This window comes from Micromonospora sp. NBC_00860 (genome assembly GCF_045207375.1).
Classification (GTDB): domain Bacteria; phylum Actinomycetota; class Actinomycetes; order Mycobacteriales; family Micromonosporaceae; genus Micromonospora; species Micromonospora vinacea.
Genome location: NZ_CP108825.1, coordinates 3815134 through 3832694 on the forward strand (window position 1 = coordinate 3815134; position 17561 = coordinate 3832694).

Annotated in this window: 14 protein-coding genes; 9 read left to right on the forward strand and 5 right to left on the reverse strand. The window is 72.0% G+C overall.

The window, feature by feature from the left end; all coding sequences use genetic code 11:
- Positions 1-10: 10 nt before the first annotated feature.
- From OH804_RS17500 to OH804_RS17510, 3 genes are all read right to left on the reverse strand, one after another.
- Positions 11-1183: an NAD(P)/FAD-dependent oxidoreductase gene (locus tag OH804_RS17500; RefSeq protein ID WP_196922114.1), complete on the reverse strand. Its 1173-nt coding sequence runs from the start codon at positions 1181-1183 to the stop codon at positions 11-13.
- A gap of 277 nt (positions 1184-1460) precedes the next feature.
- Positions 1461-2414: a sigma-70 family RNA polymerase sigma factor gene (locus OH804_RS17505; RefSeq protein WP_196922113.1), complete on the reverse strand. Its 954-nt coding sequence runs from the start codon at positions 2412-2414 to the stop codon at positions 1461-1463.
- Between the two features lie 10 nt (positions 2415-2424).
- Positions 2425-3633 carry an NAD(P)/FAD-dependent oxidoreductase gene (locus OH804_RS17510; protein WP_406058158.1) on the reverse strand — a complete coding sequence of 403 codons (1209 nt, stop codon included), beginning with the start codon at positions 3631-3633 and terminating at the stop codon, positions 2425-2427.
- Between the two features lie 600 nt (positions 3634-4233).
- Here OH804_RS17510 and OH804_RS17515 point away from each other — a divergent pair.
- The 4 genes from OH804_RS17515 (at position 4234) to OH804_RS17530 (ending at position 8793) form a co-directional block, all read left to right on the forward strand.
- Positions 4234-5418 (forward strand): zinc-dependent alcohol dehydrogenase, encoded by a 1185-nt coding sequence (locus OH804_RS17515; protein WP_196922111.1) that lies wholly within the window; start codon positions 4234-4236, stop codon positions 5416-5418.
- A 55-nt stretch (positions 5419-5473) separates the two neighbouring features.
- Positions 5474-6403: an SDR family NAD(P)-dependent oxidoreductase gene (locus tag OH804_RS17520; RefSeq protein WP_406058160.1), complete on the forward strand. Its 930-nt coding sequence runs from the start codon at positions 5474-5476 to the stop codon at positions 6401-6403.
- Between the two features lie 112 nt (positions 6404-6515).
- Positions 6516-7520 carry a serine hydrolase gene (locus tag OH804_RS17525; protein ID WP_406058162.1) on the forward strand — a complete coding sequence of 335 codons (1005 nt, stop codon included), beginning with the start codon at positions 6516-6518 and terminating at the stop codon, positions 7518-7520.
- A 124-nt stretch (positions 7521-7644) separates the two neighbouring features.
- Complete coding sequence (locus tag OH804_RS17530; protein WP_406058164.1) at positions 7645-8793, forward strand: MBL fold metallo-hydrolase; 1149 nt, start codon at positions 7645-7647, stop codon at positions 8791-8793.
- A gap of 33 nt (positions 8794-8826) precedes the next feature.
- On the opposite strand, the gene OH804_RS17535 is transcribed toward OH804_RS17530, so the two are convergent.
- Entirely contained in the window at positions 8827-10338 is a 1512-nt protein-coding gene (locus tag OH804_RS17535) for a deoxyguanosinetriphosphate triphosphohydrolase family protein (protein ID WP_196922107.1), read from the reverse strand.
- Positions 10339-10509: 171 nt separating this feature from the next.
- Between OH804_RS17535 and OH804_RS17540 the strand changes: the two genes are divergently transcribed.
- The 3 genes from OH804_RS17540 (at position 10510) to OH804_RS17550 (ending at position 14558) form a co-directional block, all read left to right on the forward strand.
- Positions 10510-12996, forward strand: a complete 2487-nt coding sequence (locus OH804_RS17540) for a Tex family protein (RefSeq protein WP_406058166.1) — start codon at positions 10510-10512, stop codon at positions 12994-12996.
- Positions 12997-13181: 185 nt separating this feature from the next.
- Positions 13182-14066 (forward strand): aminoglycoside phosphotransferase family protein, encoded by an 885-nt coding sequence (locus tag OH804_RS17545; protein ID WP_406066573.1) that lies wholly within the window; start codon positions 13182-13184, stop codon positions 14064-14066.
- A gap of 24 nt (positions 14067-14090) precedes the next feature.
- Positions 14091-14558 carry a hypothetical protein gene (locus tag OH804_RS17550; protein ID WP_406058168.1) on the forward strand — a complete coding sequence of 156 codons (468 nt, stop codon included), beginning with the start codon at positions 14091-14093 and terminating at the stop codon, positions 14556-14558.
- Here the strand turns inward: OH804_RS17550 and OH804_RS17555 are convergent.
- Entirely contained in the window at positions 14488-15435 is a 948-nt protein-coding gene (locus OH804_RS17555; RefSeq protein ID WP_406058170.1) for a DUF389 domain-containing protein, read from the reverse strand. The genes OH804_RS17550 and OH804_RS17555 overlap by 71 nt on opposite strands.
- Positions 15436-15655: 220 nt before the next feature.
- Between OH804_RS17555 and OH804_RS17560 the strand changes: the two genes are divergently transcribed.
- Both OH804_RS17560 and OH804_RS17565 read left to right on the forward strand, forming a co-directional pair.
- Complete coding sequence (locus OH804_RS17560) at positions 15656-16816, forward strand: DegT/DnrJ/EryC1/StrS family aminotransferase (RefSeq protein ID WP_307788643.1); 1161 nt, start codon at positions 15656-15658, stop codon at positions 16814-16816.
- The gene (locus OH804_RS17565; RefSeq protein WP_196922102.1) at positions 16813-17469 is read left to right on the forward strand and encodes a sugar transferase; all 657 of its coding nucleotides are present in this window, start codon (positions 16813-16815) and stop codon (positions 17467-17469) included. The genes OH804_RS17560 and OH804_RS17565 overlap by 4 nt, the downstream gene beginning before the upstream one ends.
- Positions 17470-17561: the final 92 nt, after the last annotated feature.

A 17561-nucleotide genomic window follows, 5' to 3' on the forward strand; every position in this document is an offset into this window, starting at 1 on the left:
CCTGGTCGGTTCAGCGGGCGGCGAGCGCCTGGAGCCGCTGATGACGGGTGTCATCGCGGAACTTCCAGGTGTAGGAGCCGGGCTTGTGCGCCTCATGCGCCAGGTGCTCGATCAGGCCGGGGAAACTGCTGCTCTTGATCTTCGCGCCGAGGAGGCCGCCGACAGCGAAACCCTTGGCAACGTCGTTCTTCGAGGCGATCTGTACGGTGGCGGCGCCGCGGCCCAGGCTGACGCACTGCCCGAAGAAGCCGATGGCGATGGTCGCGGGCTGTCCGCCCGCGATCCGAGCGAGCACGGTGTCGGCCGCATGGGCGCCGAGTGGATTGGCCGACTGGCAGCTCATCCGTAGCGGCATGTCCGACGGTGCGGCCGAGTCCCCAGCGGCGACGATGCGGTCGTCGTCGATGCTGGTAAGCGTCTCGTCGGTCAGGAGACGTCCGGCCGCGTCGGTCGTGAGCCCGCTGCGGGCAGCCAGGTCGGGGACGCTGAACCCGGCCGTCCAGACGGTCACCGTGCTGCGCAGCTCGCGGCCGTCCCCGAGCAGGACGGCGTCGCGGCTCACCGCGGTGACCTTCGCACCAGGACCGTCGATGATGGTCACCCCGAGCTTGGCCAGCCGCTTGGCGAACGTGCGGCGAATCCTCGGGTGCAGATACGGGTGGAGCACCTTGCCACACGCAAGGGTCACGGTGCGGCCCTCGGCCGCCAACTCGGCGGCGACCTCGATGCCTGTCGCGCCCCCTCCGACCACCGTCACCACGTCCGTCGTCGGTGTGGCGTCGAGCACCGCCCGCAGTTGCTGTGCCTCCTCCAGGCTGGCCATGTTGTGGGCGTACTCGGATGCTCCGGGCACACTCGGGACGGCGCTGCCGCTGCCCACCGCGTAGATGAGGTAGTCGTAGCCCACCGTGCTTTCGTTCGCCAACGAAACGGTGCGCTCGGCCGCGTCGATCCGGGTCGCGGTGTCGACCACCAGCCGGACGCGGTCGGCCAGGACCTCCCGGTAGCCGACGACCGCGTCGCCGGTTCCGCCGACGAGCTGGTGCAGGCGAATGCGGTGAACGAAGCTCGGCCGCGGGTTGACCAGCGTAACGGTCACGTTGTCGCGCTGGCTGAGGCGGTTGGCCGCCATGACGCCGGCATATCCGCCGCCGACCACGACCACGTTGATGTTCTCCCTCATGGTGTCTCCCTCGTTCGCGGTGTTCGGCCACAAGACACCGCCTGGGGGGTTGGCGTAACAGCGCGTGAGACCGGTCACTCACCCGGTTCGCGCCGGACGTTCGGCAAGCAGCGGCCGGTACGTCATGCGCTGTGGTACGCGAGATCGACGACCAGAGCGGCTGTCACGGTGACGAGGAAGACGGCCGGCCGGTGAGCTTGCGGGAGGCCGGCTCATCCCCTTCCGCACCTCGGCGTCCGTCAGCCCGTGGCAGCGCAGGTTCCGTCCCAGGACCTCGTCACCACTGGGCGATGAGCGGCGTGTCCGGTTCGTGCTGCCGCCAGGCTTCGGTGAGGCGGGCAAGGCGGATAGGGGCGGCGATGCCACGCACAGTTGCGATCTTGCCGTTGGTGATGTCGAGCGTCACGGCGCCGACGACCTGGTCGCCGAGCACGAAGAGGATGGCGGGGGCGCGGTTGACGAGCGCGTAGTGGATGGCGGGCGTACCGCCGGCAAGTCGCCGCTTCGCGGGTGTGGGTTTGAAGCCGGCCCGTACGACGGCGGCGATGCGCTGCGGAGTGTCGTACCGCAGCAGCGTCTCGGTCAGGCCGGCGCCGTCGGAGATCGCGGTCGCGTCGTCGGCGAGTAGCGCCACCAGCCGTTCGGTGCGGCCCGAGGAGGCAGCGGCGAGGAATTCCTCGACGATCCTGCGGGCAGATGCCGGGTCGACCTCACCGCTGCGGCGGCGGGCGGTGGTGATGTGGCGCCGGGCCCGGTGCAGGTGCTGTTGGCTTGCGGACTCGGTGATGTCGAGGATCTCGGCGACCTCGGAGTGGCTGTAGGAGAACGCCTCGCGCAGGACGTAGACGGCCCGCTCAACGGGTGACAGGCGCTCCATGAGCGTCAACACAGCCAGGGAGACCGATTCGCGCTGCTCGAACGTGTCGGCTGGGCCGAGCATCGGGTCACCGTCGAGGAGCGGTTCGGGCAGCCAGGCGCCGACGGTGCGTTCGCGGCGGACCTGGGCCGAGCGGAGCCGGTCGAGGCACAGGTTGGTGACGACCTTGGTCAGCCATGCCTCCGGCACCATGATCCGCTGCCGGTCGGCGGCCTGCCAGTGCAGGAACGCATCCTGCACGGCGTCTTCGGCGTCGGCGGCGGAGCCCAGAAGCCGGTACGCCAGCGAGACCAGCCGGTTTCGGCTGGCCTCGAACCGGCTGGCGTCGAAGCGATCATTGGCGATGCTGTCCACGCGGACCAACCTAGGCGACTACGCGACCGTCTGTCCGGCGGGACGCATCCGGCACCGCGGCCAGGCGGTGCCTGCGCTTGGGCAGGCCGAAGGTCGGGTGCGAGACGGCCCACAGCGAGGTCTTGAGGATGCCCGCCTTGACCCGTGCGGCCTTCCGGCCGCCCACATACCTCGGCTTTGCTTGCGCTTCGTCGTCGACCATCTGCAGGATCCCGTCCCGCCGCCCAAGGCTGATGTGGTTACCCGGGTAGCCCAGCTTGGTGTTCGCAATCTTGTGGCCGGTCAGGCGTCCCACGATCGCCTCGATCGCCTGCATGCCGGTGTAGCCGGCCGAAGCGCAGGACATCGGCAGCGGCTGCCCGTTGTCACCGATGGCGTAGGCGCTGTCGCCGGCGGCGTAGACGTTCGGGTGCGAGACCGACCGCATGGTGCGGTCGACGACGATCTGACCGTTCCCGGTGACCTCCAGCCCGCTGGCGGCGGCGATGGGGCTGACCGCGAACCCGGCCGTCCACACGGTCGCGTCTGACGCCAGGACGGTGCCGTCGGCGCACAGCACCCGCGTCGCTTCGACGGCTTCGACGCTGGTGTGCTCCAGGACGGTGATGCCCAGCCGGTCGCAGGCCTGGCGCAGGTGGCTGCGGGCTCCGGCGGAGAGCCGGGCACCCAGTTCGCCGCGGGCGACCAGCGCCACCGACAGGCCGGGCCGGGATTCGGCGATCTCGGTGGCGGTCTCGATGCCGGTCAACCCGTCGCCGACGACCAGCACCCTCCCGCATTCGCTGCGCCTGCCCAGGCTGTCCAGGCGCTCGCGCAGGCGCAGCGCCGAGGGCCGGGCGGCGATGTCGAAGGCGTACTCGGCCACGCCGGGGACGCCACAGTCGTTGCCGTGGCTGCCGAGCGCGTAGACAAGCGTGTCGTAGCCGATCTCGCCGCCAGCATCGGCGTCGGCCACGGCGACGACCTGGCGCTCGGGGTCCACGGCGCTGACACGGGCCAGGCGCAGCCGTATCCCCGTGCCCCCGAAGACGTCGGCGAGCTTCGGAGCCGCGATCTTCTGGCCGGTGGCGAGCTGGTGCAGCCGCAGACGCTCGACGAAGTCCGGCTCAACGTTGACCACGGTGATCTCGATGTCCACAGGGGACAGCCGGCGGGCCAAGTTCCCGGCCACGTGGGTCCCGGCATAGCCGGCGCCGAGAACGACGATGCGGTGCTTCATGTGTTGCTCCTGTCCTTTGGCGTGCTCTCGTGAGTTGAGCGGGACAGCGCCCCGATTGCTGACGGGGATCGCATGTGGCATGGGTCATAGAGCGTCGGGAGCGGCGCCCAACGATGCGCGCGACGCCGAGGCGGCGCAGATGCAGCCCACCCAGCCCAATGCATGATCCACTCGGGTTCCGCGAAGTCGGCCTGTCACCGCGCCTCGGATACCGCGACTTCAGGAAACGCGAGTTGATCAACTCAACCTCGCCGCAGCGAACCCGAACCAACACGACATAAGTGGGCAAGGCGGTCACATCGGCGCGCGGCGCACGGGGCACCGGGCTCACCGGCCGGCGCAGGAAGCGCACGGGCAGCGACCACCCGCCGGCCGCAGTTCACGGGCCGGCGCAGGAGGCGTACGGGCGGCGGCCGCCCATGGGCTGGGGGCGACGGTTCCCGGCGTAGGGATCAAGCCTGACCGCTCGAAGCCGGAGACGGTCGCCCCCAGCCCCGACCGCGACCACCCGACCGGCCCGAGACGGTCCTGCCGCCCAGCCGGTTCAAGTGCCCGCGCCCGGGTAGCAGTCTCCGGAGACGGCGAGAGGAGACGATGGACATGAAGGCCTTGACCTGGCAGGGCAAACGGGACGTACGGGTCGAAGAGGTCCCGGACCCCCGGATCGAGGAGCCGACCGACGCGATCGTGAAGATCACCTCGACCGCGATCTGCGGTTCCGACCTGCACCTGTACGAGGTGCTCGGGCCGTACCTGAAGCCGGGTGACGTCCTGGGGCACGAGCCGATGGGCATCGTCGAGGAGGTCGGGTCGGAGGTGACCGGGCTCAAGCCGGGCGACCGGGTGGTGGTGCCGTTCAACATCGCCTGCGGCAGTTGCTGGATGTGCTCGCGCCAGCTCTACGCCCAGTGCGAGACCACCCAGGTCACCAGCGAGGGCAAGGGCGCGTCCCTGTTCGGCTACACCTCGCTCTACGGTTCGGTGCCGGGCGGGCAGGCCGAGTACCTGCGCGTACCGCAGGCCCACTTCGGGCCGATCAAGATCCCGCAGACCGGCGCCGACGAGCGCTACCTCTACCTGTCCGACATTCTGCCCACCGCGTGGCAGGCGGTGAAGTACGCGGACACCCCGCCGGGCGGCACCCTGGCCGTCTTCGGGTTGGGTCCGGTCGGGCAGTTCTGCGCGCGGATCGGCCGCCACCTCGGCGCGGGCCGGGTGATCGGGCTGGACCTGGTTCCCGAGCGGCTGGAGTTGGCCCGCCGGCACGGCATTGAGGTGCTCGACGTCAGCGAACTGTCCGACGTGCCGGGCGCGCTGATCGACCTGGTCGACGGCCGCGGCCCGGACGCGGTGATCGACGCGGTCGGGATGGAGGCGCACGGTTCGCCGGCGGGGAAGTTGGCGCAGACCGCAGCCGGGCTGTTGCCGGACAAGCTGGCCCAGACGATGACCGACCGGGCGGGTGTGGACCGGCTGTCCGTCCTGCACGCCGCGCTCAAGGCGGTTCGCCGCGGCGGCACCGTGTCGCTCTCCGGGGTGTACGGCGGCGAGGCGGACCCGATGCCGCTGATGGAGATGTTCGACCGGGGCATCCAGCTGCGGATGGGGCAGTGTCACGTGCGCCGCTGGACCGACGAAATCCTGCCGCTGCTCTCCGGCGACGACGACCCGCTGGGCGTGGAGGACCTGCGTACCCACCGGTTGCCGCTGGCGCGGGCGCCGCAGGCGTACGAGATGTTCCAGAAGAAGGAGGACGGCTGCATCAAGGTCGTGCTCCAACCATGAGTGCGAGGAGTGAGCCGGGGTTGCGAGCCCCGCAGTCACGAATGCAGCCGGTGCCGTGAGCCGGGTGGTCGTGATCGTTGGCGCGAGCAGCGGGATCGGCCGGGCGACGGCCCGGGCGTTCGCCGAGCGCGGTGACCGTTTGGTCCTCGCGGCTCGCGCCACCACGACCCTGGCCGAGGTACGCGCTGAGTGCGCCGACGTCGACGTGCTGACCGTGCCGACCGACGTGACCGAGCCGGACGCGCTGGACGCGCTCGCGGGTGCGGCGTTGGACCGCTTCGGTCGTATCGACGTGTGGGTGCACACGGCGGCGGTGATGGCCTACGGACGCTTCGACGAGTTGCCGGAGCGGGTCTTCGACCAGGTGGTGCGCACCGACCTGCTCGGCGCGGCCGGTTCGGTGCGGGTGGCGCTGCGGCACTTCCGGGCCGCCGGGGCCGGCACGGTGATCCTCACCGGTTCGGTGCTCGGGCACATCACCGCGCCGTACATGAGCGCGTACGTGGCGAGCAAGTGGGGGTTGCAGGGCCTGGTCCGGACGGTGCAGCAGGAGTTGCGGGACAGCCCGAGGATCCGGCTGTGTCTGGTCAATCCGGGCAGTGTGGACACTCCGGTGTACCAGCAGGCGGCCAACTATCTGGGCTGGATCGGGCGACCTCCGCCGCCGGTCGCCGGCCCGCAGCGGGTGGCGCGGGCCATCGTGGACTGTGTGGACCGGCCTCGCCGGGAGGTGTCCGTGGGCCGGCTCAACGTGGTGCTGCGGGCTGGCTTCATCGTCCTGCCGGGGGTCTACGACGTCCTCGTCGGCCCGTTGATGCGGGCGGCGGGCCTGAGTGGACGGTCCGTCGCCGCGCACGACGGCTCGGTCTTCGCTCCCAACCCCTCCGGCGAGGCGGTCCGCGGCGGTCATCTGCCCGACCTGCGGCAACTCGTGTTCGGGCCGGTCACTGCGGTGGGCGCCGCACTGCGCCGGCGGTTCGGTTGACCTGTTCGGACTCGTTCGGGACATGTTCGGGGGCCTCGTGCGTCGATCAACTCGCCTAGGGTGGTGGGCCAGCAAGCGCTCTGGCACACCACGATCGGGGAGACGATTGACCATGCGACTGAACCGCAGAACGGCGCTCGGCTTGGGCACTGTGGCCACCGCCGGCACGGTGCTGGGTGCCGCCGCCCCGGCGAGCGCCGCCGACGTCACCGAGGCGTCGCCGACCACCCCCGCTCGGGCCGCCCGTCGGGTCGCCTCCGTCTTCACCAAGCACAGCGCCGAGGCCGGCGGCAACTGGCAGGCGTACGTCAGTGTCGCCGACCCGGCCGGCGCGCCGGTGGTCGCTGTGGAGGCTGACGCGGACCGGCGGATCGAGGCGTACAGCGTCAACAAGATCGCCGTCGCCACGGCGGTGCTCGACAAGGTCGACCGTGGGCTGCTCACCCTGGACCAGCAGGTCGAGGTGAGCGCGGCGATCGTCGTACCGGGTGGTGACGGCATCTTCAGCCTGGACGGCGCGTACCCGAGCCTGGTGACCATCGGGCACGTGCTGGCCAACCTGCTGACCGTCTCGGACGACACGGCGGTGCGGTTGTGCGGGCTGGTCGCTCCGGCCGCCGAGATCAACTCCATCCTGGTCGCCAAGGGTTTCCCGAACACCCAGGTCCAGCCGGTGGCCAACCCGAACCGGTTCTTCCTCGGCACCAGCACCCCCCGGGAGACGCACGACCTGCTGCGCGCCCTGGTCGCCGGCACGCTGCTCTCCCCCGCCTCGACGACGTACCTGTTGGGCATCCTGCGCTCCCCGGTGGCCTTCACCGACGGCATCCGGCGCACCATGTCCTCGGACGAGCGGGCCCGGATCGCCACCAAGGCCGGTTGGTTCGCCGACGCCCGGCACGAGGCGGGTGTGATCTTCGACCGCTCCGGCGCGGCGGTGCTCACCTACGCACTCTTCGCCGACGGGCAGGCCAACCCGGAGGACTTCGGCGCGACCCACCCGGCGGTGCAGGCCCGGGCCGCCATGGGCCCCAAGTTCCTGGCCGCGGTTGACCGGATCGCGGGCGTCGGCAAGACGTTCCGGATCACCGCCCGACGCCCCAGCAACGGCGGCTAGGGCACCCCGTAGGTCCGTCCCGGGTCGGTCGCCGCTGTCGGCGACCGACCCGGCGTGCCGACCACCGAGGCACGGGTCGGTCCGGGTGACTACCGTGTAGGGCGGACACGTCGGAGGGACGGCAATGGCACGAGCGCAGAACACGGACGTCGAACGGTCGCTCGGGCGACGGATGCGGGGCGCCGCTGGCCTGGCCGCGCTCGCCGGCCTGGCCTGGGTCGCCCGGGATGTCCCGGCGGCGCTGGGTGGCCGCCTCAGCGGGGCGCGGGCGGAACGGGCGGCCCGCTCGCCGCAGTTCCGCGAGGGCACCTTCCACAACCGGGCCGGCACCCGCACGATGATCGCCGAACCGGGGCGCAACCTGGTCCGCGAGCTGATCTTCGGCAAGCAGAAGCGGCGTCCGACCGCGCCGGTGCCGCTGCTGCGCCCGAGCGCCGGCGGGCCGGACGCCGCCGACACCGCCGACGAGCTCAACATCGTCTGGTACGGCCACGCCTCGACGTTGATCGAGATCGAGGGCCGGCGGGTGCTGCTCGACCCGGTGTGGAGCGACAGGTGCTCCCCGTCGGGTCTGGTCGGCCCGCGCCGGCTGCACGAGCCACCGGTGGGCATCGACGAGCTGCCCCCGCTGGACGCCATCCTGATCTCGCACGACCACTACGACCACCTCGACATGGCCACCGTGCGAGCGCTGCTCGCCGGGCAGTCCGCGCCGTTCCTGGTGCCGCTCGGCGTGGGCGCGCACCTGGACCGCTGGGGCGTACCCGCCGAGCGGATCATCGAGCTGGACTGGTCCGAGTCGCACCAGGTCGCCGGGCTGGAGATCACCGCCACCGCCGCCCAGCACTTCTCCGGACGCGGGCTACGCCGCGACGGCACGCTCTGGAGTTCGTGGGTGGTGGCCGGGGCGCGCCGCAAGGTCTTCTACACCGGCGACTCCGGGTACTTCGACGGGTACGCCGGGATCGGCGCCGAGCACGGGCCGTTCGACGTGACGCTGATGCAGATCGGCGCGTACGACAGGGCCTGGCCGACGATCCACATGTTCCCGGAGGAGGCGGTCGACGCCCACCTCGACCTGCGCGGCGGGCTGTTCGTGCCGGTGCACTGGGCGACGTTCAACCTGGCCCTGCACGACTGGTCCGAGCCGGTCGACCGGCTGTGGGCCGAGGCGAAGGCCCGCGACGTGCGGCTCGCCGTGCCCCGGCCGGGCGAGCGGGTCGTCGTCGACGAGCCGCCCGCCGTCGACGGCTGGTGGCAGTCGGTCGCCTGAGCCAGGCCAACGCAGGCACCGCCCGACGTCGGGTCAGAGCACGAACGCGTCGGTCCAGAGCGCGCCGGACCGGCCGGAGAGCGCGTCCAGCATGGCCACCGCCTGACCGTCGGTGAGCTGCGCGACGAAGTCCACGATGGCTCGGCCCCGGGCGCGACCGATCCGGTCCGGGGTACGCGGGTGCAGCTCCGCCTCGGCCAACTCGACCAGGTCGTGCAGCCGCCGGGGCAGCCGGGACTCCTCCTCCGGGTCAAGCAGCCACTCCCAGAGCGCCTCGACCAGGGTGCCCAGCAGCCGGGCCTGGCCGCGCTGGTGCAGGGCGAGGTCCGGGCGGGCCAGCACGAACCGGTGGTGGACGAACTTGAGCACCTGCACCTCGTGCCACTGCGCGCAGCCCAGCAGCACGTGCCCGGAGCGCACCGACGGCTGTTCGGTGACAGTGATCGCCTCGACGAAGCGGGTGGACCAGCGGGCGGAGAACCGCGCCACGTACTGCTCGGCCTCGATGGAGCCGTCGAACGGCATCGCGAGCAGCCCGTCCACCAACTCCTCGCGGACGTGCTCGACGGCGGCGGCGAACGCGTCGTCGTCGGCGATCCAGGCGTCCTTGCGGTGCAGTTGCCGGCGCAGCCGCTCGATCGCCGCCCCGGGTCGCCGGGCCGCCGTGGCGAGCGCCGCGTCGGTGATCGCCCGCAGCTGCCCGCTTTCGCGCTGCCAGGCCATCAACTCCGCGGAGACCGAACCCTGCTGGAGCACCCCGACCCGGTAGAAGTCCTCCACGTCGTGGATGGCGTACGCGATGTCGTCGGCGGTGTCCATCACCGACGCCTCCACTGTCTGCTGCCAGTCCGGGATGCGACCGGCGAACGGCGCCCGGGCCTGCCGCAGGTCGTCCAGCTCGGTCCGGTAGGCGCCGAACTTCGACGAGCCGCTCTCCGGGTCGTCCGGCGGCGGGGTGGCGCCGCGCGGCGGCGGGTCCATCGTGCGGGGGTGCGGGTCGGGGTGGTCCAGGCGGGTCCACGGGTACTTCAGCATCGCCGCGCGGACCGCCGCGGTCAGGTCCAACCCGGTGGTGGCCGCGCCGCGGATCTCGGTGCTGGTGACGATCCGGTACGACTGCGCGTTGCCCTCGAAACCGTCGGAGAGGCCGAGGCGCTGGCGGGCCAGCCGGTCCAGCACCCGCTCCCCCAGGTGCCCGAACGGTGGGTGCCCGAGGTCGTGGGCGAGGGCCGCCGCCTCCACCACGTCGGGGTCGCAGCCACCGAGCTTGTCGAGCAGGTCACGCCAGCGCTCGTCGCCGCTCAGCCGTTCGGCAACCGCCCGGGCCACCTGGGCGACCTTGAGGCTGTGGGTGAGCCGGTTGTGCACCAGCAGCCCGGAGCCGACCGGGCTGATCACCTGGGTGACACCGCCGAGGCGGGCGAAGAACGGCGAGCCGACGATCCGGTCCCGGTCGGCGCGGAACGGGTTGGCCGTGAGGTCGCCGAGGGCTCGAGCGCTGCCGCCGAAGAGCCGCCGGGCGCGCGGATCCGCAGCAGATTCCATGATCGCCACGCTAGCGCAGGCCCGACCGGACCGCCGCCGGTCACCCCGGCCGGGCGCGGGGGTTCGGTCCCCCGCCCCGGCCGGGCGCGGCGACAGCGCCCCGACCCGCCCGGCAGAATGCAGGCGTACCCGCTCTGTGAAGGCGGATCGAGTCGAAGGCGGATCGAGATCGTGACCCAGTCTGTTCATCAGCGGATCGCCGACGAGCTCGGCGTGGCCGAGCGTCAGGTGCGGGCGGCCGTGGAGCTGCTCGACGGCGGCGCCACAGTGCCGTTCATCGCCCGCTACCGCAAGGAGGCCACCGGCCTGCTCGACGACACCCAGCTGCGCACCCTGGAGGAGCGGCTGCGTTACCTGCGCGAGCTGGACGAGCGGCGGGCCGCGGTGCTGGAGTCCATCCGCAGCCAGGGCAAGCTCGACGAGGCCCTCGAGGCGCAGATCATGGCCGCCGACTCGAAGTCCCGGCTGGAGGACATCTACCTCCCGTACAAGCCGAAGCGGCGGACCCGGGCGCAGATCGCCCGCGAGGCCGGGTTGGCGCCGTTGGCCGAGACGCTGCTGGCCGACCCGGGTCAGGACCCGCGTGCCACCGCCGCCGGGTTCGTCGATGAGGAGAAGGGCGTCGCCGACGCCGCCGCCGCGCTGGAGGGCGCCCGGGCCATCCTCATCGAGATCTTCGCCGAGGACGCCGACCTGATCGGCACGCTGCGCGAGCAGATGTGGTCGCGGGGCCGGCTGGTTTCCCGGGTACGCGAGGGTCAGGAGGCCGCCGGCGCCAAGTTCGCCGACTACTTCGACTTCTCCGAGCCGTACCCGAAGTTGCCCTCGCACCGGATCCTGGCGATGTTCCGGGGCGAGAAGGAGGGCGTGCTCGACCTGACGATGGAGTCGGAGGAGGCGGGCGAGGCGGACACCGTACCGACCGGCCCGACCCGGTACGAGGCGGCCATCGCCGGCCGGTTCGGGGTGTCCGACGCGGGCCGCCCGGCCGACCGCTGGCTGACCGACACGGTCCGCTGGGCGTGGCGTACCCGGATCCTGATCCACCTCGGCGCGGACCTGCGGATGCGGCTGTGGCAGGCCGCCGAGGAGGAGGCGGTGCGGGTCTTCGCCACCAACCTGCGGGACCTGCTGCTCGCCGCGCCGGCCGGCACCCGGCCCACGATGGGCCTGGACCCGGGTCTGCGGACCGGTGTGAAGGTCGCCGTGGTGGACGCCACCGGCAAGGTGGTCGCCACCGACACCATCTACCCGCACGAGCCGCGCCGGCAGTGGGACGCGTCGGTGGAGACCCTCGCCCGGCTGGCCGGGGCGCACGGGGTGGAGCTGATCGCGATCGGCAACGGCACCGCCTCCCGCGAGACCGACAAGCTCGCCGGTGAGCTGATCGCCCGGCACCCGCAGCTCAACCTGACCAAGGTGATGGTCTCCGAGGCCGGCGCGTCGGTCTACTCCGCCTCCGCGTACGCCTCGCAGGAGCTGCCCGGGATGGACGTGTCGCTGCGCGGCGCGGTCTCCATCGCCCGCCGCCTCCAGGACCCCCTCGCGGAGCTGGTCAAGATCGACCCGCGCTCGATCGGCGTCGGTCAGTACCAGCACGACCTGTCCGAGGTGAAGCTGTCCCGGTCGCTGGACGCGGTTGTGGAGGACTGCGTCAACGCGGTCGGCGTGGACGTCAACACCGCCTCCGCGCCGCTGCTGACCCGGGTCTCCGGGATCGGCGCCGGCCTGGCCGAGAACATCGTGCTGCACCGGGACGCCAACGGGCCGTTCCGCTCACGTACCGAGCTGAAGAAGGTGGCCCGGCTCGGGCCGAAGGCGTTCGAGCAGTGCGCCGGCTTCCTGCGCATCCCGGACGGCGACGACCCGCTGGACTCCTCCAGCGTGCACCCCGAGGCGTACCCGGTGGTGCGCCGGATCCTCTCCACCACGGGGCAGGACCTGCGCTCGGTGATCGGCAAGAGCGGCATCCTGCGCGGACTGCGGGCAACCGACTTCGTCGACGACCGGTTCGGCCTCCCCACCGTCACCGACATCCTCGCCGAGCTGGAGAAGCCGGGCCGGGACCCCCGCCCCGAGTTCCGCACCGCCACCTTCGTCGAGGGGGTGGAGAAGATCAGCGATCTGACGCCGGGAATGGTGCTGGAGGGCGTGGTCACCAACGTGGCCGCGTTCGGCGCGTTTGTCGACGTCGGGGTGCACCAGGACGGTCTGGTGCACGTCTCGGCGATGTCCCGGACCTTCGTGAAGGACCCCCGCGAGGTGGTGAAGTCCGGCGACGTGGTCAAGGTCCGGGTGCTCGACGTGGACGTACCCCGCAAGCGGATCTCGTTGACCCTGCGCCTGGACGACGAGCCCGCCACCGGCGACGGTGGTGGTAGCAGCCGGACCGGCCAGGAAGGTCGGGGCCCGGCGCAGCGCGCGCCGCAGGGCGGTCGCGGCGGCGGGCAGGGCGGTCGCGAAGGCCAGGCCGGTCGCGGCGGCGGGCAGCAGGGTCGCGGCGGGCAGGGCGGTCGCGGCGGCGGGCAGGGCGGTCGCGAAGGCCAGGGCGGTCGTGGCGGCGGGCACGGCGGTCGCGGCGGGCAGCAGCGGCAGGGCGCACCGGCGCCGGCCAACGACGCGATGGCGGAAGCCCTGCGCCGCGCCGGACTGGCCTGACCCCGTTCAGCACATCAACCCCGCGCCCTTCCCCGTCGATCTTGCACTTACTGTCCCGACATAAGCCGGCATTCTGCCTATCTCGACGACCGAAAGTGCAAGATCGGCGCGGGTGGGGCCTGCGCGGCCCTCGGAAAATCAGCTCGCGTGGCCGCGGGTTTCAGGGCGATGATCTCGCGGTGAGGATGCACGCCGATCAGGTGGACGTGAGCGTGGACGTGGTTTCCGCGCTGGTGGCCGAGCAGTTTCCGCGCTGGCGGGGCCTGCCGGTCCGGCCGCTCCCCTCGACCGGCACCGTGAACGCCCTGTTCCGGCTCGGCCCGGACATCGTGCTGCGGTTTCCGCTGCTCCCCTCGACCGATCCCGAGCTGCACGCCGAGTTGCGGCGCGAGCAGGAGAACGCAGTGCTGCTCGGCGAGCACCTGCCGGTCGAGGTGCCCGAACCGCTCGGCCTCGGTGAGCCGGGTGACGGGTACCCCGGGCCGTGGACGGCGTACCAGTTCATTCCGGGGGAGACGGCCCAGCTCGGCCGGATCGGCGACCTCGACGTGTTCGCGCGGGATCTGGCCGACGTGGTGACGGCCCTGCACGCCATCGACACCGGCGGCCGGGCCTGGTCCGGGAACGGACGGGGCGGGCCGCTGGCCGCCGAGGACACCGACGTGCGGGCCGCGCTCGCGGTCAGCGGCGGGCTCACCGACACCGCCGCGCTCGCCGAGGTGTGGGACCGGTGCCGGGAGGCGGGCCGGGACGATCCCGCCGACGTGTGGATCCACGCCGACCTGATGCCGGGCAACCTGCTGGTCCGCGACGGCCGGCTGGCCGCCGTCATCGACCTGGGCGCGGTCGGCGTGGGTGACCCGGCGGTGGACCTGATGCCGGCGTGGAACCTGTTCGACGCCGGGTCACGGGAGACGTACCGGCGGGCGCTCGGCGTGGACGGTGCGACGTGGGAGCGCGGACGCGGATGGGCGCTGCAACAGGCGATCAACGCGCTGCCCTACTACGTCGAGACCAACCTGGTGATGGCCGCGATCGCCCGACGCACCCTGCGGGCCGTACTCGAGTGAGCCCCGTCGCGTACCGTCGGCGTCGTGAGTGAGCCGGACGGCCGGACGTGGCGGGATCAGCAGCGGCAGGCGGTGCGGGCGCACGCCGACGCGGACGCGCGGCGGCGGGCCGCCGAGCAGGCCGAGGCGGCGAAGCTGGTGGCCTGGTTCGTGGCCGAGGCGACCCGGCGGGGGCTGCGCACCACCCGGCTGGTCGCCCGGGGTTACGACGGGCGCGGGCGCTACCGGACCAGGCTGACCGGCTGGTACGTCGACCGGGCCGAAACCCGGGCGGTGGACGTGGCCGGCCGGTTCCACCTGCTGACCGTGCCGGGCGGTCTGCGGGCCCGGCTGTTCGGCGCTGACCCGGAGCCCAGCCCGGCGCCGTTGGTGGTCGGGGCCGGTGGCCGCGACGGCGAGTCCATCCCGTTGCGGACGCTGCTCACCCGGCTGCTCGACGACGGGTCCGGCGAGCCAGGTTCCACCACCAGGCCTGCTGCACCAGGAGCGTGAGGAGCCCGGCGAGGACGATCGCAGACAGGTTGATCACGAGCTGGAGAGCCGAACCGCCCGCCTCGTCCCACACTCCGTAGGCAGCGGCCACGGCCACGTTCGCCGCGGCCGGGACCGTGGTCACCGAGATGAGCACCCCAACGAGGCTGCCCGACTTCTTCGACGTGAGGGAGAGCATGCCGGCAACGCCGGCAAGCAGGCCCACCACCCAGGACAGCGCATCCGGCCGCCAGATGAAGTCGGTGAGCGGCCGCTCGGCGAGCAGCATCTCCTCGGTCACCAGGCCAGCGGCGGTCAGCGCCCAGGTGCTCAGCACGGTCGCCACCATGGCCGCCAGGAAGCCGCCGGTGAGGGCCTGCACGGACCTGCCGATCACGTCGAGCCGGCGGCGCAGCAGCGCCACGCAGAGCGCGGCGAGCGGGCCGAACTCCGGTCCCACGACCATCGCGCCGACGATGAGGATCGGCTGGTCCAACAGAACACCGATGCCGGCGATCATCGTGGCCACCACGATCAACACCAGGTAGGTGCCGGACAGTTCGGTCTGTTCGCCGGTCTTCGCCGCGATCTCGTCCCAGACCACCGCGTCGGCGCCACTACCGGGGGCCTTCTCCGCAGCCCGGTCGGCCGACGCGGAGATGGTCAGCTCGACGTCCTCGGCGGCGATACCGCCGCGCGCCTCCACCCCGAGCTGCTGCAGGCTCCGCAGAACGCCGTCGGCGCTCTCGCGGACCACATCGCAGAGGATCAGATCGCCCTGCGGCTGTCGGGCCGCACCGGGCAGCACGGCCAGGTGGGTCACCCCTGCCTCGGTGGTCAGCAGGTCGACTATCTCCGAGGACCGGTCCACCGGGGCAATCACCCTGAGGTGCAGCACTCGTTCTCCCTGTTGTACGTGGCACGCGGGCGCGGCCGGCAGCACTCTAGCCGGCCGGGCTCGGCTATCGGTTCGTGTGCCAGGGGCCGGTCGGCTCGATTTAGCGCAAAGTCGGCGAAAACAGCCGTCAACGACTAAAGGCCCTGCTACAACCATTTTGGTCTTTTATCACGTCCGATCGGAGGCGCCGTCCGTGGACCTGATCCACAACCGTCCGTCCGTGGCACCGCGCAGCGGCGGCCCGACCGTGACCGACCCGGTCTACCTGTCGTCGCCGGACATCGGCGAGCTGGAGGAGTCTTACCTCCTGCGTGCCATCCGCAGCGGTCGTTTCGACCCCGACGGGCCGGAACTGGGCGCGTTCGAACGAGAGATGGCCGCACGGGTCGAAGTCGGGTACGCGCTGGGGCTCTCCTCCGGCACCGCCGCGCTGCACATGGCGTTGCTCGCGGTGGGTGCCGGGCCGGACAGCGTGGTGGTGGTGCCCACGCTCACGTTCGCGGCCACCGCCAACGCGGTCACCTACACCGGCGCCGAACCGGTCTTCGTGGACTGTGACGCCTCCACCGGCAACCTCGACGTCGACCTGCTCTCCGACCTGCTCGGCCAACTCGCCGATTCCGGCCGACGGGTCGCCGCCGTGCTGGCCGTCGACATCAACGGCCGGTGCGCCGACTACGACCGGCTGCTGCCGCTCTGCGCGGCCATCGGCGTTCCCGTGGTGGAGGACGCCGCGCAGGCGTTGGGCTCCACATACCGTGGGCGCTGCGCCGGCACCCTCGGCCGGGTCGGGATCTACTCGTTCAGCCACAACAAGGTGATGACCACCTCGGCCGGCGGGATGCTGATCTCCGACGACGCCGCACTCGTCGCCCGGGCCCGCCACCTGGCCACCCAGGCCCGCGAGCCGGTGCCGCACTACGAGCACCGCGACATCGGCTACAACTACCGCCTCAGCACGCTGCTGGCCGCTCTCGGCCGGGCGCAGCTCAGCAGGCTGGACACGATGGTCGCCCGACGACGGGCGCTGCGGGACCGGTACGCGCGACTCTTCGCCACCGTGCCGGGCACGCGGATCCTCGGCGCCGACGACCCCGGCTCGAACTGTTGGCTGACCTCCGTGGTGGTCGAGCCGGAGCGGACCGGCTGGCACCCCGGCGAACTCGCCGCGCACCTGGCCGGCCGTGGTGTGGAGAGCCGGCCAATGTGGAAGCCGATGCACCGCCAACCGGTGTACGAGGACCGGCAGGTCGCCCTCACGGGTGCCGCCGACCACCTCTTCGCCACCAGCCTCTCCCTGCCCAGCGGCTCCGCGCTCACCGACGACCAGGTCGAGCGCGTGTTCGCCGCGATCGCCGAGTTCCTTGAGGGACGCCAATGAGGCGGCCCTATGACGCCGTCAAGCGGGTGCTGGACGTGCTCGTGGCCGCCGTCGGTCTGCTGCTGACCGCCCCGGTGCTCGCCGCGGTGGCATTGGCCGTCCTGATCACGATGGGTCGCCCGGTGCTGTTCCGCCAGGCCCGACCGGGGCGGCACGGGCGGCTGTTCGAGCTGGTCAAGTTCCGCTCGATGAGCATCGACGGCGAGGACGGCGCACCGACCAACGACGGCGCCCGGCTCACCCCGTTCGGCCGGTGGCTGCGGACGACCAGCCTGGACGAGTTGCCTCAACTGTGGAACGTGCTGCGCGGCGAGATGAGCCTGGTCGGGCCACGCCCGCTGCTGCCGGCGTACCTGAACCGGTACACTCCGGAGCAATTCCGCCGCCACGAGGTGCGTCCCGGCATCACCGGTCTCCAGCAGGCATACGGGCGCAACGCGCTGAGCTGGGACGAACGGTTCGCCCTCGACGTGTGCTACGTGCGGCAGCGTTCGTTCGGGCTGGACCTGCGCATCCTGCTCCGCACGGTACGCATCGTGCTGCGCCGTGATGGCATCACCGCCCCCGGGGCGGCCACCGCACGCGAGTATCTCGGCCCGCGTGAGCTGGCCGCCGCAGGCACCGGCCACAGCTCCGCGGAGGGCCCTCGGTGAGCCTGGTCACCGGCCTCGACGACCGTGTTGGGCACTGTCGGGCGGCCAAGGGACTCCCGGCCCGGTGAGCGCCGTCGGCGCGGTTCATCCGC

Excerpts from the sequence above, each read along its gene's own strand:
- OH804_RS17500 (WP_196922114.1), bottom strand. The coding sequence starts at position 1,183 with ATGAGGGAGAACATCAACGTGGTCGTGGTCGGCGGCGGATATGCCGGC.
- OH804_RS17510 (WP_406058158.1), bottom strand. The coding sequence starts at position 3,633 with ATGAAGCACCGCATCGTCGTTCTCGGCGCCGGCTATGCCGGGACCCAC.
- OH804_RS17515 (WP_196922111.1), top strand. The coding sequence starts at position 4,234 with ATGAAGGCCTTGACCTGGCAGGGCAAACGGGACGTACGGGTCGAAGAG.
- OH804_RS17525 (WP_406058162.1), top strand. The coding sequence starts at position 6,516 with ATGCGACTGAACCGCAGAACGGCGCTCGGCTTGGGCACTGTGGCCACC.
- OH804_RS17530 (WP_406058164.1), top strand. The coding sequence starts at position 7,645 with ATGGCACGAGCGCAGAACACGGACGTCGAACGGTCGCTCGGGCGACGG.
- OH804_RS17535 (WP_196922107.1), bottom strand. The coding sequence starts at position 10,338 with ATGGAATCTGCTGCGGATCCGCGCGCCCGGCGGCTCTTCGGCGGCAGC.
- OH804_RS17545 (WP_406066573.1), top strand. The coding sequence starts at position 13,182 with ATGCACGCCGATCAGGTGGACGTGAGCGTGGACGTGGTTTCCGCGCTG.
- OH804_RS17565 (WP_196922102.1), top strand. The coding sequence starts at position 16,813 with ATGAGGCGGCCCTATGACGCCGTCAAGCGGGTGCTGGACGTGCTCGTG.